This is a genomic window from Phycisphaerae bacterium, assembly GCA_035275405.1.
In the GTDB taxonomy this organism is placed as follows: Bacteria; Planctomycetota; Phycisphaerae; order UBA1845; family UTPLA1; genus DATEMU01.
Map to the genome: position 1 here is coordinate 564,432 of DATEMU010000003.1, position 26,167 is coordinate 590,598.

27 protein-coding genes are annotated in these 26,167 nt (G+C 61.5%); 9 read left to right on the top strand and 18 right to left on the bottom strand.

Going from position 1 to position 26,167, the window contains the following annotated elements:
* Nucleotides 1-36: 36 nt before the first annotated feature.
* A complete protein-coding gene (locus tag VJZ71_04295; protein HKQ47275.1) occupies nucleotides 37-564 on the bottom strand; it encodes a hypothetical protein in 528 nt (175 codons plus the stop codon).
* A 429-nt stretch (nucleotides 565-993) separates the two neighbouring features.
* Between VJZ71_04295 and VJZ71_04300 the strand changes: the two genes are divergently transcribed.
* Nucleotides 994-1,455, top strand: coding sequence for an Rrf2 family transcriptional regulator (locus tag VJZ71_04300; protein ID HKQ47276.1), 462 nt, complete (start codon nucleotides 994-996; stop codon nucleotides 1,453-1,455).
* Between the two features lie 44 nt (nucleotides 1,456-1,499).
* On the opposite strand, the gene VJZ71_04305 is transcribed toward VJZ71_04300, so the two are convergent.
* The 9 genes from VJZ71_04305 to VJZ71_04345 form a co-directional block, all read right to left on the bottom strand.
* Nucleotides 1,500-2,195 (bottom strand): hypothetical protein, encoded by a 696-nt coding sequence (locus tag VJZ71_04305; GenBank protein ID HKQ47277.1) that lies wholly within the window; start codon nucleotides 2,193-2,195, stop codon nucleotides 1,500-1,502.
* Nucleotides 2,196-2,248: 53 nt separating this feature from the next.
* A complete protein-coding gene (locus tag VJZ71_04310; GenBank protein HKQ47278.1) occupies nucleotides 2,249-2,761 on the bottom strand; it encodes a DUF456 domain-containing protein in 513 nt (170 codons plus the stop codon).
* Nucleotides 2,762-2,772: 11 nt separating this feature from the next.
* Nucleotides 2,773-3,045, bottom strand: coding sequence for a EutN/CcmL family microcompartment protein (locus tag VJZ71_04315; protein ID HKQ47279.1), 273 nt, complete (start codon nucleotides 3,043-3,045; stop codon nucleotides 2,773-2,775).
* Nucleotides 3,046-3,049: 4 nt separating this feature from the next.
* Nucleotides 3,050-3,325, bottom strand: coding sequence for a EutN/CcmL family microcompartment protein (locus VJZ71_04320; GenBank protein ID HKQ47280.1), 276 nt, complete (start codon nucleotides 3,323-3,325; stop codon nucleotides 3,050-3,052).
* A complete protein-coding gene (locus VJZ71_04325; GenBank protein HKQ47281.1) occupies nucleotides 3,325-3,942 on the bottom strand; it encodes a BMC domain-containing protein in 618 nt (205 codons plus the stop codon). Before VJZ71_04325 ends, VJZ71_04320 begins: the two co-directional genes overlap by 1 nt.
* Before the next feature lie 6 nt (nucleotides 3,943-3,948).
* Nucleotides 3,949-5,406, bottom strand: coding sequence for an aldehyde dehydrogenase family protein (locus tag VJZ71_04330; protein ID HKQ47282.1), 1,458 nt, complete (start codon nucleotides 5,404-5,406; stop codon nucleotides 3,949-3,951).
* 90 nt (nucleotides 5,407-5,496) lie between these two features.
* On the bottom strand, nucleotides 5,497-5,784 hold the full coding sequence (locus tag VJZ71_04335) for a EutN/CcmL family microcompartment protein (GenBank protein ID HKQ47283.1): 288 nt from the start codon (nucleotides 5,782-5,784) through the stop codon (nucleotides 5,497-5,499).
* Nucleotides 5,785-5,851: 67 nt separating this feature from the next.
* Complete coding sequence (locus VJZ71_04340; protein HKQ47284.1) at nucleotides 5,852-6,160, bottom strand: BMC domain-containing protein; 309 nt, start codon at nucleotides 6,158-6,160, stop codon at nucleotides 5,852-5,854.
* 23 nt (nucleotides 6,161-6,183) lie between these two features.
* The gene (locus VJZ71_04345; GenBank protein ID HKQ47285.1) at nucleotides 6,184-6,822 is read right to left on the bottom strand and encodes a hypothetical protein; all 639 of its coding nucleotides are present in this window, start codon (nucleotides 6,820-6,822) and stop codon (nucleotides 6,184-6,186) included.
* 213 nt (nucleotides 6,823-7,035) lie between these two features.
* Here VJZ71_04345 and VJZ71_04350 point away from each other — a divergent pair, with 213 nt between their 5' ends.
* A complete protein-coding gene (locus VJZ71_04350; protein HKQ47286.1) occupies nucleotides 7,036-7,224 on the top strand; it encodes a hypothetical protein in 189 nt (62 codons plus the stop codon).
* Nucleotides 7,209-7,511: a type II toxin-antitoxin system RelE/ParE family toxin gene (locus tag VJZ71_04355; protein ID HKQ47287.1), complete on the top strand. Its 303-nt coding sequence runs from the start codon at nucleotides 7,209-7,211 to the stop codon at nucleotides 7,509-7,511. Before VJZ71_04350 ends, VJZ71_04355 begins: the two co-directional genes overlap by 16 nt.
* A 9-nt stretch (nucleotides 7,512-7,520) precedes the next feature.
* On the opposite strand, the gene VJZ71_04360 is transcribed toward VJZ71_04355, so the two are convergent.
* Complete coding sequence (locus tag VJZ71_04360) at nucleotides 7,521-9,650, bottom strand: prolyl oligopeptidase family serine peptidase (GenBank protein HKQ47288.1); 2,130 nt, start codon at nucleotides 9,648-9,650, stop codon at nucleotides 7,521-7,523.
* 288 nt (nucleotides 9,651-9,938) lie between these two features.
* On the opposite strand from VJZ71_04360, the gene VJZ71_04365 reads away from it, so the two are divergent.
* Complete coding sequence (locus tag VJZ71_04365) at nucleotides 9,939-10,523, top strand: hypothetical protein (GenBank protein ID HKQ47289.1); 585 nt, start codon at nucleotides 9,939-9,941, stop codon at nucleotides 10,521-10,523.
* Nucleotides 10,524-10,551: 28 nt separating this feature from the next.
* On the top strand, nucleotides 10,552-11,856 hold the full coding sequence (gene lysA, locus VJZ71_04370; protein HKQ47290.1) for a diaminopimelate decarboxylase: 1,305 nt from the start codon (nucleotides 10,552-10,554) through the stop codon (nucleotides 11,854-11,856).
* Here the strand turns inward: lysA and VJZ71_04375 are convergent.
* Together VJZ71_04375 and VJZ71_04380 are read right to left on the bottom strand one after the other, a co-directional pair.
* Entirely contained in the window at nucleotides 11,853-14,171 is a 2,319-nt protein-coding gene (locus VJZ71_04375; GenBank protein ID HKQ47291.1) for an O-antigen ligase family protein, read from the bottom strand. The genes lysA and VJZ71_04375 overlap by 4 nt on opposite strands.
* Nucleotides 14,168-15,256: an MraY family glycosyltransferase gene (locus VJZ71_04380; GenBank protein ID HKQ47292.1), complete on the bottom strand. Its 1,089-nt coding sequence runs from the start codon at nucleotides 15,254-15,256 to the stop codon at nucleotides 14,168-14,170. Before VJZ71_04380 ends, VJZ71_04375 begins: the two co-directional genes overlap by 4 nt.
* A gap of 167 nt (nucleotides 15,257-15,423) precedes the next feature.
* On the opposite strand from VJZ71_04380, the gene VJZ71_04385 reads away from it, so the two are divergent.
* On the top strand, nucleotides 15,424-15,990 hold the full coding sequence (locus VJZ71_04385; GenBank protein ID HKQ47293.1) for a 5-formyltetrahydrofolate cyclo-ligase: 567 nt from the start codon (nucleotides 15,424-15,426) through the stop codon (nucleotides 15,988-15,990).
* Between the two features lie 51 nt (nucleotides 15,991-16,041).
* Here VJZ71_04385 and VJZ71_04390 read toward each other — a convergent pair whose 3' ends face one another.
* Nucleotides 16,042-16,719 (bottom strand): hypothetical protein, encoded by a 678-nt coding sequence (locus tag VJZ71_04390; protein ID HKQ47294.1) that lies wholly within the window; start codon nucleotides 16,717-16,719, stop codon nucleotides 16,042-16,044.
* An 859-nt stretch (nucleotides 16,720-17,578) separates the two neighbouring features.
* On the opposite strand from VJZ71_04390, the gene VJZ71_04395 reads away from it, so the two are divergent.
* Nucleotides 17,579-18,184, top strand: coding sequence for a hypothetical protein (locus VJZ71_04395; protein ID HKQ47295.1), 606 nt, complete (start codon nucleotides 17,579-17,581; stop codon nucleotides 18,182-18,184).
* 608 nt (nucleotides 18,185-18,792) lie between these two features.
* Complete coding sequence (locus VJZ71_04400) at nucleotides 18,793-19,272, top strand: hypothetical protein (GenBank protein ID HKQ47296.1); 480 nt, start codon at nucleotides 18,793-18,795, stop codon at nucleotides 19,270-19,272.
* 285 nt (nucleotides 19,273-19,557) lie between these two features.
* Here the strand turns inward: VJZ71_04400 and fabG are convergent, their stop codons facing one another.
* The gene (gene fabG / locus VJZ71_04405) at nucleotides 19,558-20,304 is read right to left on the bottom strand and encodes a 3-oxoacyl-[acyl-carrier-protein] reductase (protein HKQ47297.1); all 747 of its coding nucleotides are present in this window, start codon (nucleotides 20,302-20,304) and stop codon (nucleotides 19,558-19,560) included.
* A 172-nt stretch (nucleotides 20,305-20,476) separates the two neighbouring features.
* Between fabG and VJZ71_04410 the strand changes: the two genes are divergently transcribed.
* Complete coding sequence (locus VJZ71_04410) at nucleotides 20,477-22,186, top strand: M2 family metallopeptidase (protein ID HKQ47298.1); 1,710 nt, start codon at nucleotides 20,477-20,479, stop codon at nucleotides 22,184-22,186.
* Nucleotides 22,187-22,205: 19 nt separating this feature from the next.
* Here VJZ71_04410 and VJZ71_04415 read toward each other — a convergent pair whose 3' ends face one another.
* The 3 genes from VJZ71_04415 to VJZ71_04425 form a co-directional block, all read right to left on the bottom strand.
* Nucleotides 22,206-24,278: a S46 family peptidase gene (locus VJZ71_04415; protein ID HKQ47299.1), complete on the bottom strand. Its 2,073-nt coding sequence runs from the start codon at nucleotides 24,276-24,278 to the stop codon at nucleotides 22,206-22,208.
* A gap of 113 nt (nucleotides 24,279-24,391) precedes the next feature.
* A complete protein-coding gene (locus VJZ71_04420) occupies nucleotides 24,392-25,585 on the bottom strand; it encodes an exo-alpha-sialidase (GenBank protein ID HKQ47300.1) in 1,194 nt (397 codons plus the stop codon).
* 32 nt (nucleotides 25,586-25,617) lie between these two features.
* Nucleotides 25,618-26,064 (bottom strand): DoxX family protein, encoded by a 447-nt coding sequence (locus VJZ71_04425; GenBank protein HKQ47301.1) that lies wholly within the window; start codon nucleotides 26,062-26,064, stop codon nucleotides 25,618-25,620.
* Nucleotides 26,065-26,167 lie beyond the last annotated feature (103 nt).

The window sequence follows — 26,167 nt, forward strand, 5'->3', positions numbered from 1 at the left end:
GTAAGGGGTGAGTGGAGACCGACTCGCTTTCCTACCTCAACCCGGCGAGCGGACGCGGATGTCGTCACGGGCACCCAGCCATACCAGGACTTGCCTTCGCAAGAGGGTGAGCGGCCGGAATACCCATCGGTGCCATCGTATCCAAAACGGGGGGCGGCCGAAACGGTCGGCGTCGGCTCGGCTGAGCTGATCAGGCCGCAAGCGACGCCAGTGCTTGTAAAGATGGTACCGATCCGAGGCCCGAAGCATGTCCCCGATCAACCGAAGGAAAAGTGTCTGGCCGCCACGGTTGGCCGGCACATGCCAGGAAATCTGAAAGTCAATCAGATAGGGCCGCCCATCCTCGCCGAGCAGAACATTCTCGCGTTTCTCAAGGTCCACGTAGGCGATGTCGCGGTGATGCAGCGCTTCCAGAATGGCCGCCAATTGACCAAAGAACCGATCGCCCGGGGCGTCGTCCCTGGAAAGGGGTCGTCCCTCGACGTATTCGTGCGCGAAACCGGTCGGCCCCCATCTTCCCACGAACTTGGGCACGCCGGCGATTCCCTGAGCGTGTGTATACAAACGTATCTCATGTTCTGTAAGTACTCTTCCCAACCATCTCAGCGGGATTCCAAAAACAGGCGCGATCCGTCCGATCTTAACCACAATTTTTTGTGCGCCCCCTTGATACAACCCCGTCGCGGCGAAAAAATCGTGTTTAAACGTCCGTACCCGCTGGTAGCTCGACCCTCCGACCATCACCGACGCCGGCAAGTCCTCACCGGCCAGCGCACGGAGCCAGGCGGGGGAGTCGGCGTTGGTTTTTTGGTTGTCCGCGATCATCGCACCGGATAGATTGTTAAGGCCCGTCCCCACGGGCGAGTGTGTTTGGTCATCCCGATCATGCCCAGCGGCATAAGCTTTAGTGGCGGCTCCAAAAGGCAATAGCTATTATCTGATATATCCGAATGGGGCCGATGCGCCCGTGCAACACAGCATCGGGAGAAAAACATGCTCCGCAAGAAAACAGCAGCGTACGCACTTCTCGCCGTTTACGAAATCGCCCAGCAACAGCAAGGCGCCGCCGATCCGCTCGGCGTCCGCGCCGGCGACATCGCCCAGAAGCACAAGCTTCCCAAGGCCTATGCCGCCAAGATATTAAGCCAACTCGCCAGCGCCGGCGTGCTGCACTCCGATCGCGGCCCGCGCGGTGGCTTTAGACTGAGCCGCCCTGTGGAAAAGATATCACTCTTCGATGTCTTCCAGGGCGTCGGTGTCCTCTCGTCGCCGCGCTCGCGCGGCCCTATCGTCAAGGGTCTTCCGAATGCTGTCCAGTCGGTCCTCGATCGCACCGATCAGGAAGCCTCCAACGCCCTCCGCGACCTCTTCATGCGCACCACCCTCGCCGACCTCCTGAAATCATCCACCGTCAACACCCCGCCCATCCGCCAGCAGGTGCCGTCGCTGGTTTAGTAGCGTTTCCTCGAGCCACTGCTCATGTGTCGCGCAAAGTACCGTCAATTTCCGGATTGGCTCGTAGGGCGAGAGCTCGCGCCGCCTTCGCCGCCCTGCGGGTCGCGATAGTCCTCCACCGCCTCGACTGCCGACCAGTACGCCGCCTCCGCGTCGTACAAGTTGGATTCGCGGTTGGATTGCAACAACCGTTCCGCCGCCTCCGGGTTCTTTTCCTTGGCCCGGGCATAGTTCGCCTGAAAGATGTCGTCCATTTTCTTCCACGAGCGAAGCCGCTCGCCGACGATGTCGAAGATCACCCGCTCCACACCCCGCGCGTCCTTGGTCCGGTCGAAAAAGCGTTCGATAATCTCTGCCGGCGACTCAAAGAGAAGGTGCACGCCCCGCTCCATCCAATCGGGATCGGCCGTAGAGAGAAGCCTGACCGCCACCTCGACGCGGAGCGCCGGGTCCTTCGGCTTGCCCAGGAGCGCCACCACGCGGCTGGCGATTTCTTCGTCGGGATCGGCGATGTACTCGATCAGTTCGACACTGACCGCGTCCCCCATCGCCGCCAATTGTCGGTGCGCCGATTCTCGCGCCTTGAAATCCGGCGATCCCAGTTCGGCCACCAGCCGTACGATCTCGGGGCGGCCGGCGGGTCGCGTTGCCGGCTGCGACGCCGGTTGAGACGTCGGTCCAAAGCCCGGCGGTATGACGGTCAGGGCCGAAACAATGAAGAACGTGAAGGTAGCCTGCATGGTGGAAGTAGTCCGATCCGCTCCCGGCGCGCCGGGATCGCGACTGCACTATCCTACCAGACGGCTGACGCCGCGAGCACAAGCACGATGCCCGCAATGACGAGGGCGGCGGACGTCTTGGCCATCATGCCGATCAGTCGCCCGATGGTGGCAAACACCCCGACCTTCGTCCCTGCGGTAAAGTCTTGCCGGACGCTCATTTCTCCGGCCAGGGCCCCCAGGAAGCACCCGGCCATCCCGCCGAGGATGGTCCCAAGGATCGGAATCGGCGCCGAGAGCAGGATCATCCCGGCCAGGCCGCCGATGACCGCGCCGATGCTCGCCCTTCGGCTCGCCCCTCCCTTACGGGCGATGACATACGACGCCCCCGTCTCGATGACCTCCGCCGCGAGCGCCGCGGCCGCCAGTCCGACCAGCCATTTGCAGCCCATCGCCCCCCAGCCGTGATACCAGTCGTATCCGATCGCCGCGGCAAGGATGAGCCACGTCCCGGGAAGTTGAAGCGCGGCGAGAAGGATGCCGGCGAGGGCGGTCAGACAAAGCACGGCGAAAAGAGTGTATTCCATTCCGATGATGATTACCCGCCGACATTCACGTCGTCGACAATCCCCACGATCACACTTCGGACCGGGCCGTTGGGGTCGTCAAGCACCTGTCGCGCACCGTTGCCTTCGTCGTTAACAAGCACGCGATCGCCGACTCCTGCATCGACCGTATCGACGGCAATGACATACCGGCCGGTCGGTTTTCCTTCCGCGTCAAGATAATCCACGACGAGCTTTCGGCGGGTAACGTAGAACGGGTGCTGAATCGTCGAATACATCGAACCGCGAACGATTCCCAGGATCATGCGACTACTCCGCGACGACGTCGACGCCGTCCACGATGCCAATGATCGTATGATCGACCGGCACGAACCATGGTTCCAGAGCCAACGCCGCCTCGCGCCCGCCTTCGTAGTAGATCAGCTCGCCCGGCCCTGCCATCCGCGTCGCGTCACAACAGACGATCGGTGACCCAGCGTCTTTACGGTGCTTGTCGAGCGGCTGGACGAGCAGCATCGGCACGCCCTTGAGGCCTTCATAGGCCACGCAGGGCACGACGGTCCCGATGACGCGGCCCAGAAGCATCAGCCGCCCTCCCTGCCGGTGTTGCGAGTATCCCTACCCGTACCCTCCTGGAAATACGTCGACTTCGCGTACATCGCCCGAAGCTCCGCATCGATCCGCGGGATGATCGTCTTCCAGACTGGTTGATTGCGATGAGCGATCCGCGACGTGCCGATCTCGATCGCCGCCTCCACGTCCGCCTGTACGCCCGCAAAATGCGCCAGCCCCTTGCCATCCAGGCCGTCGCCGAGGCGAATCTCGACGACCTCGACGTTCGCGCCTTTAACGGCTGCGTCCGCCGCCTCGATGACCGCCGCCATCGAAAAGGTCTCGATAATTCCCAGCGTGTCCTCCCGCCAGTCGCCTCGTCGCCCGAGGATGGCTTCGTAAACGCTCGGCGCGACGTCGGGCAGGAACACCCGGTCAATCACGCAATCCGCTCCGAAGCGGCATCCTTCCACATACGATTCATCCACCGCCGCAACCTGACCGCTGAACAGGATAGCGTACTTGCCGGGATGGAGCGTCCCCGTACGGACGATCGTCACTGGAGATTTCTTGGCAATGGCGTCCGATGCCCGCGCGCCGATGGCGATGCTTCCGAACTCGATCAGCGCGATGGCGGGATGTTCATCCACGAGGGTTCACACGATCCTGAAATGATCCACGATCACACAGCGCCGCTCTCGCGAAAACGATCGCGGGTCGGTCAGTCCCTCGCCCGTTGGGCTGGCGATGGAGAAGGAGCTGTAGCCCTCGCCACCTTCGCCGAGGCCCGCGTAGATCGGCCCGTTTTTTACAAAGATGCTGCAATTGATTCGCCGGGCCATTTCGCTTAAGTGCGACAAGTGCTTGGAATGCATCGCCGCGGAGTGACCGAAGCCGTGCTCGGCGGCGACGGCCAGATCGACCGCTTCGTGTACGTTGGCCACTCGCGCGACTGGGAGGACGGGCATGAGCTGTTCTGTCCAGATCAGCGGGTGCTCGACGGGTACGTCGAGTACAGCGAGACGAACGCTGTCCGGGACGCGCATGCCGATCTGCTCCAGAATGACGTTTGCATTCTTGCCGACCCATTTCTTGTTCGTGACGCCCGGCTTGCGCGGCCCGCGCGTCTCCTCGAAGATGACCTTTTCGATCGCCGCCGCCTGGGGCCGCGTCAGAACCACAGCGCCTGCCGCTTCCATGGCTTTGATGAAGCGATCGGCCACCGACGCGACGACGAAGACTTCCTTCTCGTCCGTACAGACGACGTTGTTGTCGAAGGATGCACCCAACACCACGTCGCGCCCGGCCTTCTCGATATCGGCGGTCTCATCAACGACGACCGGGGGATTACCCGGCCCGGCGCAGATCGCCCGCTTACCGCTGGCCATGGCCGCCTGCACGACGCCGGGCCCGCCCGTGACGACGAGCAACCGCACGCCTTTGTGCTTCATCAGTTCCTGGGCGCTTTCGATGGTCGGCTCGGCCATCGCCGTGATGACGTTGGGAGGCCCGCCCGCGCGGATGATCGCCTCGTTGATGAGGCCGACATTGCGGCACGAGACGCGCTTGGCATTGGGATGGACGTTGAAGACGACCGTGTTGCCCGCCGAGACCATGCCGATGGAGTTGCAGATGATGGTCGACGTCGGGTTGGTCGTCGGCGTGATGGCCGCGATGACGCCGAAGGGCGCCCGTTCCATGATCGTCAGGCCGTTATCGCCCGAGACGGCCCGTGGCTCGATGGCCTCCGGACCCGGCGTCTTGCGCGTTACGACGCGGTTCTTGACGATCTTGTCTTCGACGCGCCCCAACCCCGTTTCTTCGCGGGCCTCACGGGCCAGATCGATTGCGTGGGCCAGCATCGATTCGCGAATGGAGGCGATGATTGCCTTGCGTTGCTCAAGCCCGATCCTGCCGAGGGCGACGAACGACTCCCGGGCCGCCGCAACACATTCATCGATGGAGCGAAAGACCCCCATCGGCCGCGCGCCGCCGCGCGCCAGCGTCTCCGCCTGGGCAGGAGCGATCGTCGGCGATGTCGGCGCCGAGGCGCGCAGCCGATCCGCGACCCTGCGAGCGATGGCGTCGATTTGGGTATCCGAGAGCTGCGACATGGGGCGCCCAATTACAAATGTCGAATTACGAATTACGAAAGGAGAGCGGCGACGGACAGGCTTTTGTCATTCGAAATCCGTCATTCGTCATTATTTCTTGTATTTCATCTCCCCGCCGACTTCCCACTGATCCACGATCGCCATCACCACGGCATCGACTGGTCGCTTGTCGGTCGCCACCGTTTGCCGCGCCGACGAGCCGCTGGCATACAGCACCATCTCTCCGACACCCGCCCCGACCGCATCGGCGGCCACGACCGTTGTGCCCGCGGCCTTGCCTTCCATGTCCACGTTGCGAAGGAGCAGCAGCTTCAGACCGGAAAGGCTCTGTTCCTTTCGGGTGGAAACGACGGTCCCGATGACTTGAGCAAGCAACATGACAGCACGCGCCGGACTTTGAGCCGCGACCTTGAAAAGCGAAGGCCGGTTCAGGGACCGCTTTTCGCTATTGTCCCTTCGCCGCTTTCTTCGCCTGCTCCGCGCGGCCCAGCGGCAGCACCGTGTCCACGTTCGTGTGCGGCCGGGCAATGACATGGACGGAGACGATTTCACCGACGCGCGAAGCGGCCGCCTGCCCGGCGTCGCAGGCGGCCTTTACGGCCGCGACATCCCCGCGAACGATGGCCGTGACGTATCCGCCGCCGATCTTCTCGTAGCTGACCAATTCGACCTTCGCGGCCTTCACCATCGCGTCCGAGGCTTCGACCATCGCTGCAAAGCCGCGAGTCTCAATCATTCCAAGTGCATCAGTCATTCGTCAAAACCTCCCGAACATGTCTAGTGATGCTTGTGCTCTTCCGTCCGCCCCGTTACGCCTGCGATTGCGGCCTCGGCCGCACGATAGGCCACGTCGATATCCCGTTCCTCGCCGCCCAGATAGACGCGGCCGAAGCTCCCGAAGGTCCGCACTTCCAAAATGTTGATCTGCGCCGCTTTCTCCGCCTCATTCGCCGCGAGCGCCGCGTAGGCCGCCGGCTCCAGCTCCATGATATAGAGTGTGTGCCCCGGCAGGAGCATGTTGCCGTGTCGCATCCGGTTGATGAGCTGCGTCTGGTACGCATCGACGTTGCGGATCACCTGGCTGGAGCCGACCTTGGGCTTGCGCCGGTCATCTTCCTTGATCTCCAGCGCCTCGAGGATCGCCCGACCGGCCGCGCGGACGTCCGCCTGCGACTCCGAGTGGATCTCCAGCATCCCGTACAGCCGCTCGACGATTTGCATGCCTGGAGTGACGTGGGTGCTCTTCAGCGCAATGTCGGTAATGCGGTTGATCTCGATGCCCGGTGAAATCTCGACGTACAGCGACGCCATCTTGGGGACGGGCAAAAACCCCTGCGCCACGGTCGCGATGAAGGAGGCGTACTGGGGCTGCATGCTGTCGAGGAAGACGTAGGAACGAAGATCGACGCGGCTCATGCGATGGGCACCCGACCGGCAGGATCATTCCTGCAAATAATGGCGTTAACGTAGGGCGAGGGTAAGAGGATGTCAAACCGTTTGGCGACGGCGTCCTGGTGAAATGTCGCCCACGTCGCTGGGACCAAGGGGGACTTGGCGTGCGAACGGCCCCCAGGGATGGTATAATAGGGCAGTAGGGTGAGCAGGTCAGCCGGCACCACGAGCAATGCCATGTTGAATACAAAGGAACAGGTCCGAGAGCTTCTTGATCGTTTACCAGACGATTGTTCGATCGAGGATGTACAATATCAACTCTATGTAGCAGATACAATTCGCCGGCGGCTGGAAATGGCGAAATCCGCACCACTGATCCCGCAAGATCAAGCTGAGACTCGTCTGCAAAAATGGCTTATCAAGTAAGTTGGCTGGACGCCGCCCTCTTAGATCTCGAAGGGATAGTGGAGTTCATTTTCCTCGATTCACCTGCTTACGCTTCCGTGGTGGCGGCGCGGGTGCTCGCCGAGGCAAGACTTCTCTGTGAATTTCCCCGAATTGGCCGGTGCGTTCCCGAATGGGACGACGAGAACATCCGAGAGCGAATCATTTATAGTTATCGACTTATCTATCAGGTTGGTGATGGTGAAATCACAATACTCGCGGTCATCCACGGCGCGAGGAACCTGCCGGACGAAATACGAAATCGATAATCTAACGATTCATCCCCGAATCTTGGAATCATCCATCCCCAGCGTTCGTACCAGAAAGCCCCACTTGTCGGCCTGCTCTTCGATGATCTTGGTCGTGGGTTTGCCCGCGCCGTGGCCCGCGCGGGTCTCGATGCGGATCAGGACGGGGGCCTTGCCCGCCTGCGCTTCCTGGAGCGCGGCCGCGAACTTGAAGCTGTGCGCCGGGACCACGCGATCGTCATGATCCGCCGTCGTGACCAGCGTCGCCGGATAGGACTTGCCCGGTTTGATGTTGTGCAGCGGCGAATACGCGAATTGCGTTTTGAATTCGTCGGGGTCCTCCGAGCAGCCGTAATCACTCTTCCACGCCCAGCCAATCGTGAACTTGTGGAATCGAAGCATGTCCATCACACCAACCGCCGGCAACGCCGCGCCGAACAGGTCCGGTCGCTGCGTCATGCACGCGCCGACCAACAGGCCGCCGTTGCTGCCGCCGCCGATCGCCAGCCTCTCGCTCCGCGTGTATTGATTGGCGATTAGCCACTCACCGGCGGCGATGAAGTCATCGAAGACGTTCTGTTTGTTCTTGAGCCGCCCGGCGTCGTGCCAGTCCTGACCGTACTCGCCGCCGCCGCGGAGGTTGGCCATCGCATAGACGCCGCCCATCTCCATCCAAACGACGTTGCTCACCGAGAAAAACGGCGTCATTGAGGCCTTGAAGCCGCCGTAGCCGTAGAGATAGGTCGGGTTGTTGCCATCCAGCTCCAGCCCCTTCCTGTGCGTGATGAACATCGGGATCTGCGTGCCGTCTTTGCTGCTGTAGAAAATCTGCTTCGTCTCGAAGTCGGCCGGGTTGAAATCGACCGTCGGCTGCTTGAAGACCGTGCTCGTACCGGTGGGGATGTCGTAGCGATAGACCGTCGCGGGCGTGGCGAAACTCGTGTAGGAGTAAAAAGTTTCGGTATCGCTGCGCTTGCCGCCGAATCCGCCCGCCGTGCCGAGCCCCGGCAGCTCCACATCGCGAACGAACGTTCCGCCCAAGTCGTAGAGCTTGATCTCACTGTACGCGTCCTTGAGATAGGAACAGATGAACCGATCGCCGACAAGCGTCACGCCTTGCAGCGTCGCCTTGGACTCGGGGATCAGTTCCTTCCAATCGGCCTTCGCGGGATGGTGGGTGTTGACTGCGATGACTCGTCCCCGCGAGGCGTTCAAATCGGTCTGAAAGAAAAAGACCGGCCCGTCGTTGTCGATGAAGTTGTACTCGGCGTCGAAGTCGTTCAGCAGTTCGACGACCTTCGCGCCGGCATCCTGCAAGTCCTTAAAGAAAACACGGTTCTTTTGTTCGGTGCCTTTCCACACAGTTAGGATGAGATATCGTCCGTCATCCGTCACGCTGCCGGCAAACCCCCACTCCTTCTCATCCGGGCGCTCGTAGACCAACACATCTTCAGACTGTGGTGTTCCGAGCCGGTGGTAATAGAGTTTGTGAAAGTAGTTGGCCTGCATCAGCTTGCCGGCTTCGTTCGGCTCGTCATAACGGCTGTAAAAAAAGCCGTTGTTGTCAGACGTCCACGAGGCGCCCGAGAATTTGACCCACTTGATTTCGTCACTGGTGTCGTGGCCCGTGGCGATGTCGCGGACACGATAGGTAACCCAATCCGAGCCGGCGTCGGAAATACCGTAGGCCATGTACCGGCCGTCGTCGCTGATGGTGTAACCGGCCAGCGCGACCGTGCCGTCGGCCGAGAGCGTGTTCGGGTCGATCAGCACGCGCGCCGCACCATCCAGCTGCTCCGCGGTGTAAACGACGTTTTGATTCTGCAGGCCGTCGTTCTTCGAAAAGAAATACCTTCCTCCTTCTTTGAACGGTACGCCGTATTTCTCATAATCCCACAATTTTGTCAGACGCGATTTGATTTTCCCCCGCGCGGGAATCTGTTCCAGATAGCCAAACGTCACCTTGTTCTCGGCTTCGACCCACGCCTTCGTCTCCGCCGAGTTGTCATCCTCCAGCCAGCGGTAGGGATCGGCGACCTTGGTGCCGTGATAGTCGTCCACCTGATCGACCTTTTTGGCCTTGGGGTAATCCAACGGTCGACCGGAATAGGTCGTCGGCCCGCCGCATCCTGCGGAACCACCAACCAATGCTGCCGCCATTAATGCCGTTAGGAGTCGAAAACACATCGCTGGTCTCTCCGCACAAGGGGTGTCTTCCCGCCCTGGGGCCGGGTAAGTGTCGATGGACGGGCAGAACAAATCTGCCGCCCGCTGCACTGATCATTGTAAAGTAAACGACCGCCCTGCTCCAATCTCACCGGCGAGAGAAAACGGGGGCTGGTCGCCCCGTTTGGGCGACAGGGCATGCCGATTCTGTGTCTTGTGGGGCAGGACGATGATGGCGAGAATTCCGGGTCCGGGCGGCCGTAACCGTTGGAGGACGAACCGATGAAAAGTAGATCCGTCTACCTGGCCATGGGCCTGCTGGCGCTGGCCCTCACAGGAATTCGCGTTAAGTCGGAGCCGACAACGACGACGGGCCCCGATCTAGATGAATCGAAGGCGCTCCTTCGCTCCGACGAGACCGGTCGGAAGGCCGGTATCCGCAGGCGCGAGCGCGAGTTCAAGAAGGCCCTCACGGGGGCGACGTTGAAGGGCACCTGGCAGATGACCGGCGAGGAGGGCCTCGCGGGCAAGGCCCCGCTCAGCGAACCGCGGCCGGAAGTGTACACGATCGACAAGGTCTCCAAGGCGAGCGACGACTACTGGGTCATCACCGCGCGGATTCAGTACGCTGATAAGAATGTGTACATCCCCGTTACCGTCCGCGTCGTTTGGGCCGAGGACGTGGCGATGATCACGCTCGATGAGATGGCGTTGCCCGGACTGGGGACCTACTCGGCGCGGGTGATGATCCATCGCGGCTTTTATAGCGGGACGTGGTTCGGCAAGAACTACGGCGGCGTATTGTCGGGTCAGATCGTTCACAACGAGGCAGCCAAGCCTGATTCCGCGACTCAACCCGCTCAGTAAAAAAGCGGGCGAGGAACGCAAATCATCAATGGACCACTTTCAATATCAGAGCGGCGAGCTTTTTTGCGAAGGCGTACCTATCTCGCAAATATCCGACGCCATCGGTACCCCCGTCTACATCTATTCGGCCGCCACGCTCCTGCGTCATTACGACGCCGTCGCCGCCGCCTTCGCCGCCGTTGATCCGTTGATTTGTTACTCCATAAAGAGCTGTGGCAACTTCCATATCTGTCGCTTGCTCCGCGAGCGCGGCGCCGGATTTGACGTGGTCTCCGGAGGAGAAGTCGTCCGCGCGCTCGCGGCGGGGGGGGAACCCGCCAAAATCGTCTTCGCCGGGGTCGGCAAGACCGACGAAGAAATCGAACGGGCCATCGACGCGAATATTGGCTGGTTCAATATCGAGTCCGAGGCCGAACTGGAGAATCTGATCGCCATCGCCCGTCGGCGCGGCATCTCGGTGAGCGCCGCCCTCCGAGTCAATCCCGACGTAGACCCCAAGACCCACCGGTATACCAGCACCGGCAAGAAAGAGACGAAATTCGGCGTCGATCTCGATCGTGCCCGCCGCGTCTTCGATCATTACGGCCGTCAAGATTCGGTCCGCCTTCGCGGCATCCATCTGCACATCGGCTCGCCGGTCAATACCGTCGAACCGTATGTCGCGGCCATTCAAAAGGGTCTCGCGCTCATCGACGAGCTTCGCACGTGCGGGTTCCTGATCGATATGTTGGACATCGGCGGCGGTTTCGGCGCGCACTACAAGGGCAGCGAGGCTCCGCCCGCGGTTCGCTACGCCGAGGCGATCGTGCCGCTTCTCGCTCCCTATGCGGGACAGGGCGCGACCAAACCGCGATTGCAAATCATCATGGAGCCCGGCCGGTCGATCGCCGCCAATGCCGGCATTCTGGTGACGCGGGTACTTTACCTGAAGAAGTCCGGCGAGCGGGATTTTCTCATCATCGACGCGGGGATGAATGACCTGATCCGACCGGCCCTTTATGAGGCCTATCACTTCATCTGGCCCGTCCGCCCGGCGACGGGTTTCGTCACAAACGAGCGCGGCGAATGTGTTAACCTCCCCGGCCTCACTCCCATGGACGTCGTCGGCCCGGTCTGCGAAAGCGGCGACTTTTTCGCCCACGAGCGGATGCTGCCGCCGATGCAGCGCGGCGACCTCGTCGCTATTTTCACCGCCGGGGCCTACGGCATGGTCATGGCCAGCCACTACAACAGCCGGCCCAATCCGCCGGAGGTTCTCGTCGAAGGTGACGGTTATCGCGTCATCCGCCGACGGGAGACGTACGAGGACCTATTGTTGCCCGAACAGACTTAGGGTTGCGAGGTGGGAACCGCAAGTTGCGACAGGCGATCTTGAATCGCCGCGCGGTTCTCCGCGCCCAACCGGTTAGGGGCCGAGACATAAATTCGTCGATCGTCCAGGTCCAGGGCATTTTGCAATTCCGCCGCGGCCAATCTTCGCAGTTCCGGCGAATCGGTGAGCCGCGCGAATTGTTCGTACAGCGTCGCGAGTACCAGCCGCCTGTTCGGCGACGTGGGGTACATCTCGACGGCTCGCAGCATCGAAGCGATGGATCGGTCCCTATCGGCCGGATCGTTGGTGCGGCTAAAACGGCGAAAATAAAGGGTCGCGAGATAGTGATGGGTCGAGGCGTTCTGCGGATCCCGGGTCTGGAGCATTCTTGCATATTCGGCCGCGAAATCGACCTGCTCAATCGTTGACGCCCGGCGCGTGAGTTCCTCGACCAACTCGTCAACGGCCGTCCCATCGAGCGGCCAGGCGTCGATCGCCCGTATGTACGCCTGATATCCTCCAGAATTCTGATACTCCTCCCACAAGTTCCCCTTGCCGCTCGTTCGAGCCTCCTGCAGAGCAGCGCCGGCAATGGCCATGGGCCGTACAACGAACGCGACGAACAAGACAATTCCAACAAATCCGAATGCCCCCACCACGACGCCCGCACTTTTCTTCGGCGAAGGGACGACGACGCGATCAGTTGACTCCCATCGCGCATCGCGCACCGCCAGCGCAACGGCCATTATGGCGAAGAACGTCGTCGCCGCGCCGCCCTGGAACATCGCGAGGTCGATCCCCGTGTGAATCAGGAATCCGATCATTCCGGCACACAACGTCGTGAGCATCGGTCCGGGCACGTCATTCGCCACAAAGCGGGACGCGCTCGATTCGCACGACACGGTGATGGAGCTGATGACCCAGAGAATCGCCGGCAGATAGAGCACCAAGATCGTGAAGTCCTGGGGCGAGCCTGCGAGCAGTGCCGCCCACGATGCGAATACGATGGCGCCGATCGCGCCGGTCCAGAGGACGATCGATCCGCCGGCTTGATCGGCTTCAACAACGTGCGAACCAACGAGGAGAATACGGTCCGGCTTGCCTTCACCTTTCGCCAACCGCAGGCTCACGCCGAGGAAAACGGCGAACATCCCGGTCAATCCTACGGCGCCCCACTCCGCCAGCGCCTTGACGGGCCAACTGTGCGGGTCCTCCACGTCCTCGGGGCATTCCACTGCCTTGTAACGCGAAAAATACCGCCCAAAGTTGTCCGCGCCGATTCCCCAAAGGCCTTGATCGCGTATCAGGGTCGACGCACCCTGCCAATAGAACGAACGAAAGAGCATCGACCGCCCGAGCGACTCCGGTCTGGCCTGCAATGTGGCAACGAGCGCGACGGCGGCAATGGCAAACGCCGTCCAAAACGCCGCCGCGATCGCGTACGGTCGTCGTCGAATCACGTCTGAAAACCGGCTGGTGAAAAGCCAGATGAGTATTGCAACGCCGCAGGCCGCCGCCGCGCCTTTGCTCTGGGCGAAGTACAGGGCGGCGAACGCGGCAACCCCGATCAGTGCTGGCATAATCAGTGTCCACACGGGTCGCCGACGCCAGCGCGACTGGGCAACTGCCGCTGCCGTCATGATGACCAGGATCAGGTAACTGGCGAGGACATTGGGGTGCTGGAAATAGCCGCTGACCGCGCCGGAGCGCATCCGCTGCTCGAAGTCGTGTAGCATCCCAGACGAACGATCGTCGGCTCCAGAGTCCTGCGTAAACTCCGCCTTGTGCTCCTCGTAATACTGAATGGTGTCGGGAATCTCGACCCAGCGCTGATAAGCGCACTTCGCGGCGACCATTGCGCCGGTAGCCAGGATGGCGATGAGCACCAGTCGCACGTGCCACGGTCGGACAAGGAGTTGCCGCAGGGTCAGCAAATAGAGAAGCAAGCCCAGGAAATCGAGGCTGCCCGTGAGCGCCAGGTGCTTTTGTCCCGCGCGGGCCGTGCTGACGGTCATCGCGATCGCGAGAACGGCGATACCCAGCTCCGATCCCGTCCACCGATAGGCTCGTCCGCCCTGCCAAAGCCGAACTGCCGCGACGAGCACCGCAGCGCCGAGGATCACCGCGAAGATCGCCGTCGTCGTCGCGGGCATCGCCCCCGGCGGCGTATCGAGATGGCGCAGCAGCCGGGCGACCTCAAATGTTCGTGTCTCGGAGATAACGGCTCGAAGCGGTATTAGCGCGACCAATACCAGAAGTGCGAGGCGTTCGAAGATTGTCAGATCGCCGGCGGCGAATCCCGTTAATTGGCCATCCTCGCGTTGAGGTTTGCTCACGGTCGCCCCGCGCTTTCCAATAGCGCCACGAGCGCGACGACCAGCACCGTCTGAAGGCCGATCCCCCACGCCAACGTCCAGCTCGCCGTCGGCAGGAGCAGCGCCGGCAGTGCCGTCACCAGCGTAGCCAACCAGATCACCAGCACGGCCTGCCGCTCGCTCATTCCGCGCGACACGAGACGGTGGGAGAAGTGCCTCCGATCGCCGCTCCAGATCGGCGCACCGGTCCGGGCGCGAAGAAAGATGACGCTGAGAGTGTCATAGAGCGGTACCGCCATGACCACGAGGGGTGCGATCACGCCGACGGGATGCTGGCCCTGTACCGGCGAGGCAAACGTCGTCAGGATGGTGAAGACCGCAAGAAGTAGACCGACGAGCAGGCTTCCCGCATCGCCCAGATAGATGCTGGCCGGATAGAAATTCAGCGGCAGGAACCCCATCAGGGCCCCCGCCAGCAGCCAACAGCACGCCGGCACGAACACCTGCCCCGCGCCCTGGGCCGTCATGGCGAAGACTCCGGCGGCGATCATCCCCACGCCCGCCGCCAGACCGTCCATGTTGTCCAGGAAATTGAGCGAGTTCGTCAGCGTGAGAATCCACAGCACCGAAAGCGCCGTCGAGATCGCCGGGTGCAGGTGCGACAACAAGCGCAGGTTGCAGCCGACGACCAGGGCCAACGCGATCGCCAGTTGGACGAGGAACTTCAACCCCGCCGGCAGCGGTCGCGCATCGTCGATCAACCCAAGGATGCAGATCGCCGTCGCCGCGGCCGCGATGGCCAGGGCCATCGGTGTTTTCGCCAGAAGCCCGCCGATGTGTTGGTGAAACTCCGCCGGCATCCACGCCGGTCGATCCTGTCCAAAGAGCCGCGCTGCCGCGACCGCCGCGAGCATCGGGACCACGACGGCGAAGAGAATCGCGATTCCTCCGCCCAGCGCGACCGGCCGGGGATGCGCTTTGCGTCCACCGGGCACATCGACAAACCCGCGGCGCGCTGCCCAGGAACGGACGATGAGCGTCCCCGCGAACGACAGCAGCGCCCCGATCACGAGCGCGGCGTAGGGCCAGGACGTTGTGTTCATCATCGGCCTAACGAAATGGGTTGCCCGCCGACCGCCACTTGCGCGCCGATTGAGCACCCGTCGCGTGCGAAAACGCGTAACTCCATGCGGAACAATCCGCGCGCGGCCCATGCTATTGAAAGCCTTGCGGCCGGTCTATATGCTACGAGCATCGCGATCGCGAGGATTGGGTGAAAAAGGAACTTCGGACCAAACTGCGGGCCCAACTGGCGGAAATCCCCCTCTCCGAGATACAGAATCGCTCGCGGCGGGCGGCCCAGCGGCTCTTCGCCGAGCCGGAATACCGTCGCGCCGAGATCATGATGATCTACCTGTCGCTGCCGCACGAGGCGGACACGACGGAGATCGTCCTCCAGGCCTGGCAGGACCGCAAAAAAGTCGTCGCCCCGCAGGTCAGTTGGGACAGCCGCCAGATGGTCCCCGTCGAGATCCACGACTTGGACGGCGACGTCGCCAGCAACCAGATCGGCATCCGCGAACCCATCCACGGCCTGCCGATCCCCATCAGCCTGATCGACCTCGTCATCGTCCCCGGTCTGGGCTTCGACCCCTTCGGCAACCGCCTCGGCCGCGGTCGGGGGTTCTACGATCGCTTCCTGGGCAAGCCCGAGTTCAAAGGTATCCCCTGCGGCTTCGCCCTGGAGCCGCAGCTCGTCGCCTCCATCCCCGCCGGCCCGCTGGACCAGAAGGTGCGGATGCTGGTGACGGATGAGATGGTCCGGCGGTTTGATCCGTAGGGACGGAAACGTCGAAACGTCGAAACGTCAAAAAATCAAAACATCAAAAAGTCAACTGTCGGCCGGCTGAGGGATGTCGGCGTCGGCTTGGGCGGTGCATACGCCGTCTGCGCCGTCGTTGCTGCAGGCCAGGCGGAGCGGCTGGGGGTTTACAGGCTCAGGGGATTGAGGGACTGAGGGATTAAGGGATTGAGGGGCGGGAGGAGACCGATCGGGGCCCTCTTTGAGCAACCGCAGGTGTCGTTGGCGCATCACTTCGAGGGCCTCGGATTTTAGGCGGAGGTGGTCGCGGTCGTGATCGAGGCGGGCTCGTGCCCGGTGGGATTCTTCGGCGAGGCGGCGGTCGTGGAGTTTCGTCCTTACGGACCGGTCGTGGGAGGCGAGGAGCGCGGCGATTTCCTTGTTGAGTTCAGCGCCATCGGTGTTGAGGAGGAGTTCGAAGAGGCGGCGGTCGGCGAGTTTGCGGATGGCGCCGTCGAGACCGGGGTCGTCCTCGGCGGCGAGACCGGCCGCCTCGACGAGGTTGACGCGGTCGCGGAGTCGGCGGGCGTAGCGGTAAAGGGCGTAATAGCTGACACCGAACTTGCCCAGCTCGAACTGCATCCAGATGGCGCGGAAGTTGGGCGGGCAGTGTTCGATGATGGCGACGTTGACGGCGCGGCGGAGGTCGGGAGGGAGTTTTTCGAAGACGGAAGAGCGACAGTTGTCCTGTTGGGCGTCGTGGGACATGGGAATTACCTCGGCGGATTATTTTTCATGCGCAATCGAGCGCAATCGAGCGCAATCGAAAGGACAGGATTGACAAGATGAACAAGATTGCACCACAGAGGCGCCGAGCCACAGAGACGAAAGTGGTTTTGGTTGCACATGGCGCGGAGACTCCGGAGCCGCAGTGGCCGGTGGTCAGTGCAGCAGAAGCGCGGCGGCTTCGCCGGTTCTTTTTGGTCCTCAACCAGTTACCTTGCTCAATGTGCCCTCTAATCTGATGGATTTCTTTTACGAAACTAGGGGGCTGGGGTTGTTAATGCTGGCGGCGCAAGGGGTTAGGGATCGGAAAAAAATTTTCGGGGCGGCCGTTGCGCGGGTGGGGGCTCGTAGGACTAGTTAAGAGGCCTGAGGCTTGAGGAAGAGGACTGGTCATGGTGTGCGAGCGTTTGCGTGGGCGAGGCGAGGGTGTGTCGCCCGAGGCAGTGGACAAGGCGCTGCGGGCGTTTTGGCGTGGGTCGGCGTGCGAGATCGATCAGTTGGCGGGAGTGAGCGGCGATGAGCGCCCCGGGTTAGGCGAGTTACTGCTTTGGTTGATGAATTCGGCAGGAACCTCGCGGTCGGCGAGGACGCACAGGAGACTCTTGTGAATCGGAAATACGACAAACGTAGGTCCCTTGGTCGACGCGTGTCGATTATTGGGCTTCTCCTCAGCACTCCCATGGTGACGGCGGATATTGTTCGTTTTGAGGGGGCGTGCGTTTCTTTCGGGCGTGATTCTGGCTGTGATGGATGCGAGAAGGGCTGCGTCTCTGACTCATCCGGTGCAATAGAGTGTGAGGCCGGCCTCGCGCTGCAACCCCACGAGGAAGGATGGGTGATCATGGATGAGATTCCCATCGGGTTGGCCTATCGCGCCGCCTGTTCCGCAAGCGTCACGATCTTCGTGGAAGTCATCAATCCAGACGATGCGGGCAGCCTGAGCGCGTATGTCAGTTACGGTTGCGATCGCGTGCACTGGTCGGACTGGCAGCCTCCTGACGCAAGCAAGCGTTATACCGGAGATCCGCCGCCTCCACTGTTTTGCTCTGATATCACAGTGAAGCGCAAAGACGCAGAGTATTTCAAGGCGCAACTCGAAAAGCTGGGTGAACCCGAAGAAGGCAAGGCCCGGGGGACGGACGGCCTCTTCCGCTGGATCGCGAAGCGTCAGCCTGATTTGTTCGAGCGCGTCATTCCCGCGGTCGGTTACATCCGCATCAAGATTGTAAACCCGAGCGACAAGTTAATTACGCTGTCAAGAGTGAACGCGCTTATTTCCTCGTATGTTTCCGGGATGCATCGTTTGGGAGAGCCCTTCGATACAGATACCCGATGGAACTTCGATCTGCGCGCGGCGACCAGCCAGCCTACGTCTCAACCGGCAACGATGCCGGCTGCTGGTAATGAACGGTCGAGCGGCACGGCAAACGAAAGTGAGGAGAATTAGGTGACTGTCCCTGATAGTCCGTGGTTCACACGCTATTCCCATCAGCCTGCCGAGCGCTTTGCTGCTTTTAGTTTCATCGTGGATGTTTTGGCGACGACTTCCGTATTCAGGTGTTCACTGCGCGTTGTGCGGCTACAACCTGACCGGCAACACGTCGGGCCGCTGTCCGAGTGTGGCACTATCTTACAAGGGACTGGCAGCGAATCGGTGGCGGATACATTCGCATGATGATCCGCTGAGGTAATATTGTCGTGCGTCGAACTGGGCAAATACGAGCTTGCATTCGATGGGCCGCAACGGTGACACTCTTGTTGATTTCAGTTTTGTGGATCCTCAGCCACGTCACAAGCATCACGTATCGCGTATTAACCGGCCTATCATGGCCAACCGAAGGCGCTGATCATCCATCCTCTCAAGTCTATAGATTTCACCAGCTTCAAGCGGGCGCAATCGTATGGAATGCAGGTTTTACGACGTCGAATCGAACGGAATCAATCAAGAGCTTTGTCTTTGGCGAGTATCATTCTTGGCTACCTAAGTGGCCTTCATCTTATGTTCCGTCCTATGCTCGCGGTTCTGGTTCCTTCGGTTCCGTTGGAGTTATCGTGATGCCACTCTGGATTCCGCTTCTTCTCGTTGGGATTCCCGTCGTGATGCTGTGGCGACCTGAAATCCGACGGCGACGTTGGCTGAAGCGGGCCGGAAGTATAAGAAGCGTTCAAAAACGCTTTGGCCCGCGAAGCGAACGAGTCGCTTCGATCGCCGTTGCTGTTGTTTCCTTGATCGTTGCATTTGTTCTGTTAGATGCCGCTGACGCAGGATCTCCGCCATGGGTTGCGCAAACATTAAGGCCTGTCATCGACTTTTCCTTGCCGCTTTACCTGGCCTTTCTCCTTTTGTTATGGCTGGGCACTTCATACTTCATCGCTAAGCTAATCCGCCGATTCTTGTTGTGGAAAGCCTGTTACATGGAACTGCCGCTCTGTCCCCGCTGCGGCTACAACCTGACCGGCAACACGTCCGGACGTTGCCCGGAGTGCGGGCAGCCGGTAGAGATCAACGCGTTGGTTGAACCCGAACGGGCCTAGAGTTGCGGGGCGGCGGGTCTCAAAGACTCGACCTGCACAAGCGATTCCTATCGACGCAACGCCGGTGGCGTAGGGTGAATTTGAACCCTACGGGATCGATGGGGGTGGGCGGGCGGCATTGGGTACAGTGGAGTTGTCGCTGCCTACTAACGGTCAGTCCTTCGGGCTGTCGCAGAATGCCATGACTGTGGGAAGGGATTACCAAGGGGGATGGTGCGAGAATCCCGGCGCGCCGGGATCGCACCAGCGAACTTTCGCTATTCGCCATTCGCTATTCGTCATTTCCTACATGTACATCCCGCCGTTGACCCCGAGGATTTCCCCCGTAATGAACGAGGCCTCAGGCGACGCGAGAAACACGACGGCGGCGGCGACTTCTTCCGGCTTGCCCAGGCGGCCCATGGGCGTCATCGCCTTGACCACGTCCAGCGAGGCGGCGGGGACTTCGGCGGTCATGTCCGTCTCGATGAAGCCGGGGGCGACGGCGTTGACCGTGACGCCCTTCTTGGCGAATTCGCGGGCGAGGGTTTTTGTGAGGGCGATGAGACCGCCCTTGGCGGCGGCGTAGTTGGCCTGACCGAAGTTGCCCATCTGACCGACGATGCTGGTGATGTTGATGATTCGTCCCCAGCCGGCATCGATCATGGGCTTGACGAGGCGGTGGATGATCATGGCCGGGCCGGTCAGGTTGACGTTCAGGACTTCGTGCCACATGGGGCGGTCCATCTTGACGAAGGATTTGTCACGGGTGATGCCGGCGTTGTTGACGACGATGTTGATCGCCTTGAAGTCCTTTTTGAGTTGGGCGACGAGGGCGTCGTCATCCTCCGGCAGAGAGACGTCGGTCTTGTAGACGATCGCCTTACGGCCCAGCTTGTGAATCTGCGACGCGACTTCCTCGGCCGGTTTTCGTTGGGCGACATAGGTCAAGGCGACGTCCGAACCCGCCTCTGCCAGGGCGATGGCGATTGCCCGGCCGATCCCCCGCGATGCCCCGGTCACCAGACTGACTTTTCCCTCTAGACTTCCCATGATGATTCCTCCGATTCGGCGGCGGACGCCGACAACCCCGAAGCGGGGTAAGACGACGCCATTGTAGCCCTTTGTGAGGGGGCAAGTCTATGGAGACTCCGAGATGACGTTGATAGCCGCGGCGCGTTATGCTGTGGCTTGTGACAACCCTTCCTTGTTTTAGGAGATGGCGATGTTCCTCTTGCGGACGACCCTCTGGGCGGCGGCGATTATGAGTATTTCTTCGTCACTATCGATGGCCGATGGGCCCAGTTCCCCGGCCGGTAGCGCGGCGGAGCGCGAATTCCGCTCCCTGCACGATGCTTATCTGGAGAAGTTCAAGCCACTGTTCGTGCGCTCCGCGAAGGCGTGGTGGGTGGCGAACACGACCGGGTCGGATGAGGCGTATGCGGAGAAGAAGAAGGCCGAGGCGGCGCTGGTCGATTTGCACAGCGACAAGGCGACGTTTGCGAAGCTCAAGAGCCTGCGCGACGGCGGGCAGGTGACTGATCCGGTGCAGAAGCGGCTCCTGGAGGTGATGTACCTCACGTTCCTGCCCGGCCAGGCGGATCCCGCGCTTCAGAAAAAAATCGTGGAGATCGAAAATGACGTCGAACAGATCTTCAACACGCATCGCAGTAGGGTCGGCGGCAAAGAACTGAGCGAGAACGATGTCCGCCAGATTGTCTCGGATACCAAGGATTCCGCGCAGGCCCGAGAGGCCTGGGAGGGCTACATGGCCGTCGGTCAGAAGATCGAGGGCAAGTTGAAGGAGGTTGTCCGGCTGCGGAATCAACTGGCGACGTCGCTGGGGTTCAAGAATTTTTACGTGATGAAGCTGGAGTTGGACGAGATCGGCGATGACCAGCTTATTCGGGTGTTTGATGAGCTCGATTCGTTGACGGCGGGACCGTTCGCGCAGCTCAAGGGCGAGATTGACAAGGTTCGTGCCGCAAAGTTCGGCATCGACGTGAAGGATTTGCGACCGTGGCATTTTGGCGACCTGTTTTTCCAGGAAGCCCCGGCCATGCAGGCGCTCGATTTGGATGAAGTGTTTAAGGACCAGGACCTACTGGCCCTGACGCGGGATTATTACGAGAGCATGGGGCTGGAGGTGGACGACATCATCGCCCGCAGCGACCTGTACGAGAAGCCCGGCAAGAGCCCGCACGCCTTCAGCACGGACCTGGACCGCGAGGGGGATGTGAGGACGCTGTGCAACCTCAAGAAGAATGCCTACTGGATGGACACGCTGCTGCACGAACTGGGCCACGCGGTCTATGACAAGTACATCGACAAGGACGTGCCGTTTGTTCTGCACGAGGCGTCACACAGCATCACGACTGAGGGGTTCGCGATGATGATCGGGGCGATGTGCAAGAACGAGGACTGGCTGGAGAAGTGCCGCAAGCTGCCGCCGGAGAAGGCGGTGGAAGTGGTCGCGGCGGCGCGGCGGGAACTCCGCGCGGAGAAGCTGATCTTCAGCCGCTGGACGCAGGTGATGGTGCGCTTCGAGCGCGGGATGTACGACAACCCGCAACAGGACCTGGGCAAGCTCTGGTGGGACCTCAAGAAAAAGTACCAACTGCTCAACCCGCCGGAGACGACGAGCCGGCCGGACTACGCCGCAAAGATTCACATCGTGACGGCACCGGTTTATTACCATAGCTACATGATGGGCGATCTTTTCGCGTGCCAGGTGCACAACGAGATCGCGGCGGAGGTGCTCGGCGTGAGCGATCCGACGACGACGAGTTTCTACGGCAAGAAGGAGGCGGGGGACTACCTGCGCAAACACATCTTCGGCCCGGGGAACCTGTATTCGTGGAACGACCTGACGAAGCGGGCGACGGGGGAGCCTCTGACGGCGAAGTTCTTTGCAAAGCAGTATGTGAATCGGTAGGCGGTATCGCGGACTCAGTTCACTTCCCGAGAATCTCATCCGCCAAGGCACCGGCGTCGTACACCTTTCGCAACGCCTCGATGATCGCCTGGCTGTGGACGCCCACGGCGCGGCCGAGTTCGTCGCTGAACTGGAAGTCCCAGATCAGGCCGTGGATGTTGCCGTCGAAGACGATGCCGACCACTTCCGCCTTGCGGTTGAAGATCGGGCTGCCGGAGTTGCCGCCGATGATGTCGTTCGTCGTGACGAAGTTGAACGGTACGGACAGGTCGAGCTTGTCCTTGCGCTCCTCCCAACGCTTGGGCAGGTGATAAGGGTCGGTGTTCTCGTGCTTGGCGGCCAGGTCGTAGAGACCGGCGTAGGACGTCATCGGCGGAATCTTGCGGCCCGCCTCTTCGTATCCCTTGACCGTTCCGATGGCGAGGCGGAGGGTGAAGGTTGCATCGGGATAGACGGTCTGGCCGTACTTCTCGAAGCGCGCTTTGGCAAGTTCGGCGTAGGCGTCCTTCTCGATGCTCTCGAATTCGTCCTCGTAGCGTTTGCGGATCTTGCGGGCGGGCGGGTCGAGTTCCGCGGCGTAGCGGATCATGGCATCCTTGCTCTCGGCGATCGCCGCCGAGCCGCCTTCGTAGAGCTTTTTGCGAACAGCCACGTCGAGCAGTTTCGTTCCGCCGACGAGTTCCGCCGCGAGAGCCGCCGCGCTCTTGCCGCCGAAGGCCGCCTGAACGTATGGATGATCGCCGCCCAGCGCGCGGCCCAGGCGGATGAGGCTGTCCTCCAGCTTGTACTGGTCGAGTTCGGGGTAGATCGGCGCGGCGGAAAAAAGATCGCCCTCCAGCGACGGGAGGTTGGCGTCTCGATACTCCTCCAACCGCTCGCCGTCAGGCTTGGCCTTTTCCTCGGCGGCGCGGACCAGTTTCGAGGCGATGGAAAAGAGCCGGCACAAGCCCGCCCGGCGGTTCTCGATGAGGAAATATTCCGCGTAGAACGAGCGCACGTTGTTGAGCGCTGCTGAGAGCTTGTCAAACGCCTCGCCGTACTCCTTCGCCCGCGCCGCGTCCTCGTCGATAAACGCTCGCAACTCCTTCTCCGCCCGCTCCTTGAGGTCCATCAGCTTCGCATCGAGCAGACCGGCCAAGATGCCGCCGTAGGCCTTGCGGCCGTTTTGGATGCCGAACAGATCATCCTTGGCGATCCGCTTTTGCTCGGCGCTGCGTTGGGAAAAGAGCATCAGCGCGACCTCGCGCTGGTTGTACGCGTTGAGGATGAGCGGGATGTGCACGTCGCGCAGGAAGCGGAGGTGATCGACGGTGTAGAGCCGCTGGGTCCGACCGGGGTGGCCGGAGATGAACGTCAGTTCGCCGTCCTTGGGGCCGGTCGCGCTCCACTTGAGATAGTCCGGCGTTTTGGCGGGCTTGCCGTCCTCGTACGCACGGAGGAAAGAGACATCGAGGTTGAAGCGCGGGTACTCAAAATTCTCCGGGTCGCCGCCAAAAAAGGCGATCTCCGACTCCGGCGCGAAGACCAGCCGCACGTCGGTGTAGCGTTTGTAGAGGTAGAGGTCGTACCGGGCGCCGTTGTACAGTTCGACAACTTGAGGTTGCAGGCCCGTCCGCTCCTTGGCCTCCTTTTCGATTTCGGCCTTGGCCTTCTTGCGCGCGGCCAGCGCGTCGGCGGGGGACATCTTCTCCGTCCCGGCATTTACTCGGTCGGTGACCGGCTCGATCTCCATGAGTACGTCGAGTTCGAGGTGCGGGCACTTGAGTTCCTTGTCGCGGGTCGGGGCGTAGAAGCCGTCCTTGATGTAGTCGTGCTTCTCGTCGGAAAGATCGGCGATCACGTCGGAGGCGACGTGGTGGTTGGTCATGAGCAGGCCGTCGGGCGAGACGAAGGAGGCCGACCCGCCCTCGCCGACGCGGACGCTGGCCCGCTGGACGTGCTTGAGCCAGGCCTCGTCGGGCGTGAAGCCGTACTTTTTCTGAAGCGTTTGTGTCGGCAGGTGATTGAGCGGCCACATGCCTTCGTCGGCGTGGGCAAGCGTATTGGTGAGCAACATGACGATCCCCGAAAGTACGATGGTGGACTGGCGCATCTTTCAACTCCTTGCGGGCCAAGCGTGAAAGAGGCGATTGTAACGGGGAATGCGACGCCGTGTCACGGGCCGGGCGATGATCGAGGACGAAACCTGTCTGGCGCAGCACGCCATCAGGGCAGCGACTGCGCCTCGACGGAATAGACCGCCGGCAAGTCGCGGGCGATCGCCGTCCAACTGTCGCCGTTATCCGCCGACGCATAGACCTGACCGCCCGTCGTGCCGAAGTAGATGCCGCAGGGGTCGAGCGTGTCGACGCTCATTGCCCCGCGCAGGACGTTGACGTAGCAATCGCTTTGGGGCAGACCCTTGGTCAGCGCCTCCCACTCGTTGCCGCCCGCGCGGCTGCGGTAGACGCGGAGCTTGCCGTCGGGAGGGTAATGCAGGGAATCGCTCAGGATCGGGACCACGTAGATGGTGTTGGGTTCGTTGGCATTGACGACGATGGGGAAGCCGAAGTCGCTCGGCAGATTGCCGCTCACCTTTTGCCAGTGGTCCCCGGCATCGTCGCTCCGGCAGACGTGCCAGTGGAGCTGCATGAAGAGCGTATTTGGCTTTGACGGGTGCATCGCGATGCGGTGGACGCAGAAGCCGACTTCCGGGGGCGGGTCCTGTTCGGGGAGATATTTCGACGTCAGCCCGCGGTTCTTCGGCGACCAGGTCTTGCCGCCGTCGTCGGAGCGGAACACGCCCGCGGCGGAAATGGCGGTGTGGATTCGGTCGGGGTTCTTCGGGTCAAGGACAATCGTGTGCAGGCCCATGCCGCCCGCGCCCGGCTGCCACTTCGGCCCGGATTCGTGACCGCGCAGGCCGGCGAGTTCGTGCCAGGTTTTGCCGCCGTCGGTTGTGCGGAAAATGGCCGCGTCCTCGACGCCGGCGTAGACGGTGTCGGGATCGTTCAGCGAGGGTTCGAGGTGCCACACGCGCTTGAATTCCCAGGGGTGCTGCGTGCCGTCGTAAAACTGGTGCGTGGTGAGTGGCTTACCGTTTGGCGGCGCGGTGTCGTACACGAACTTGTTGCTTTCGCCCTTGGGCATCCCGTCGGGTGTGGTGGTCGGCTCGCCGGGCGGCGTCCCGGGTTGCACCCAGGTTTTTCCACCATCATTGGAACGTTGAATGATCTGGCCGAACCAGCCGCTGGTCTGCGAGACGTAAATGCGGTTGGGATCGGCGGGCGAGCCCTTGGCGTGATAAATCTCCCAGCCCGCGAAATGCGGCTCGCTGATGTCCCATTTTTTTCGGGTGGCGTCCGACGTTAGAACGAACGCGCCTTTTTTCGTGCCGACGAGTACGCGTATCCGGCTCATGTTTCTGCTCCTTGGCTCAGCCGGAAGGTAGTTTACTCCAAGACTGCCATTGGTCGCCCGGTCTTGTCTGACTTTGGCAGCGGCAGGCACCGGCCGAGGCTGAACCAGCCGGGGCCGGCGAGGAGGATAGGCGCGAGGAGGCCGATGAGGGCGAGGTTGTATTCAAAACCGCCGGCGCTCAGGAAGAACCCCTTGGGACCATGGACCTGCACGATGGCCCCGATCATGATGACGATCAAGGACGCGGCCGAGAAGCGGCAGAGGAAACCGATGATCAGGCCCAGCCCGCCGAAGAACTCGCCGATCGTCACGAGATAGCCGATCGGGCCCATCATCTCGACCACCTTCGATAATCCCGGCCCGCCGAAGGCGCCGAAGAGCTTTTGCGCCCCATGCGCCGCAAAAATCACTCCCACAACGACGCGGAGGATAAGCAGCGAGGCATCCACGACCCGTCGATCTCGAACGGGATTCAACATGGGCTGATTCACGCTTTCACCTTGGGCTTATGCTGTTCTATCTTGACCAGTTCGAGTGTGCCGTCCTTGTAGTATTTCTAAACCACGCCGTTTTTCAAGCGGC

Bases quoted from the DNA above. Each gene is read 5' to 3' on its own strand.
- VJZ71_04380 (HKQ47292.1), bottom strand. From the start codon at position 15,256: ATGATGAACACAACGTCCTGGCCCTACGCCGCGCTCGTGATCGGGGCG.
- VJZ71_04355 (HKQ47287.1), top strand. From the start codon at position 7,209: ATGGCTTATCAAGTAAGTTGGCTGGACGCCGCCCTCTTAGATCTCGAA.
- VJZ71_04425 (HKQ47301.1), bottom strand. From the start codon at position 26,064: ATGTTGAATCCCGTTCGAGATCGACGGGTCGTGGATGCCTCGCTGCTT.
- lysA (HKQ47290.1), top strand. From the start codon at position 10,552: ATGGACCACTTTCAATATCAGAGCGGCGAGCTTTTTTGCGAAGGCGTA.
- VJZ71_04395 (HKQ47295.1), top strand. From the start codon at position 17,579: ATGGATGAGATTCCCATCGGGTTGGCCTATCGCGCCGCCTGTTCCGCA.
- VJZ71_04300 (HKQ47276.1), top strand. From the start codon at position 994: ATGCTCCGCAAGAAAACAGCAGCGTACGCACTTCTCGCCGTTTACGAA.
- fabG (HKQ47297.1), bottom strand. From the start codon at position 20,304: ATGGGAAGTCTAGAGGGAAAAGTCAGTCTGGTGACCGGGGCATCGCGG.
- VJZ71_04400 (HKQ47296.1), top strand. From the start codon at position 18,793: ATGCCACTCTGGATTCCGCTTCTTCTCGTTGGGATTCCCGTCGTGATG.
- VJZ71_04340 (HKQ47284.1), bottom strand. From the start codon at position 6,160: ATGACTGATGCACTTGGAATGATTGAGACTCGCGGCTTTGCAGCGATG.
- VJZ71_04410 (HKQ47298.1), top strand. From the start codon at position 20,477: ATGTTCCTCTTGCGGACGACCCTCTGGGCGGCGGCGATTATGAGTATT.
- VJZ71_04305 (HKQ47277.1), bottom strand. From the start codon at position 2,195: ATGCAGGCTACCTTCACGTTCTTCATTGTTTCGGCCCTGACCGTCATA.
- VJZ71_04350 (HKQ47286.1), top strand. From the start codon at position 7,036: ATGTTGAATACAAAGGAACAGGTCCGAGAGCTTCTTGATCGTTTACCA.
- VJZ71_04345 (HKQ47285.1), bottom strand. From the start codon at position 6,822: ATGAGCCGCGTCGATCTTCGTTCCTACGTCTTCCTCGACAGCATGCAG.
- VJZ71_04330 (HKQ47282.1), bottom strand. From the start codon at position 5,406: ATGTCGCAGCTCTCGGATACCCAAATCGACGCCATCGCTCGCAGGGTC.
- VJZ71_04365 (HKQ47289.1), top strand. From the start codon at position 9,939: ATGAAAAGTAGATCCGTCTACCTGGCCATGGGCCTGCTGGCGCTGGCC.
- VJZ71_04390 (HKQ47294.1), bottom strand. From the start codon at position 16,719: ATGTCCCACGACGCCCAACAGGACAACTGTCGCTCTTCCGTCTTCGAA.
- VJZ71_04420 (HKQ47300.1), bottom strand. From the start codon at position 25,585: ATGAGCCGGATACGCGTACTCGTCGGCACGAAAAAAGGCGCGTTCGTT.
- VJZ71_04335 (HKQ47283.1), bottom strand. From the start codon at position 5,784: ATGTTGCTTGCTCAAGTCATCGGGACCGTCGTTTCCACCCGAAAGGAA.
- VJZ71_04360 (HKQ47288.1), bottom strand. From the start codon at position 9,650: ATGGCGGCAGCATTGGTTGGTGGTTCCGCAGGATGCGGCGGGCCGACG.
- VJZ71_04310 (HKQ47278.1), bottom strand. From the start codon at position 2,761: ATGGAATACACTCTTTTCGCCGTGCTTTGTCTGACCGCCCTCGCCGGC.
- VJZ71_04315 (HKQ47279.1), bottom strand. From the start codon at position 3,045: ATGATCCTGGGAATCGTTCGCGGTTCGATGTATTCGACGATTCAGCAC.
- VJZ71_04320 (HKQ47280.1), bottom strand. From the start codon at position 3,325: ATGCTTCTGGGCCGCGTCATCGGGACCGTCGTGCCCTGCGTGGCCTAT.
- VJZ71_04415 (HKQ47299.1), bottom strand. From the start codon at position 24,278: ATGCGCCAGTCCACCATCGTACTTTCGGGGATCGTCATGTTGCTCACC.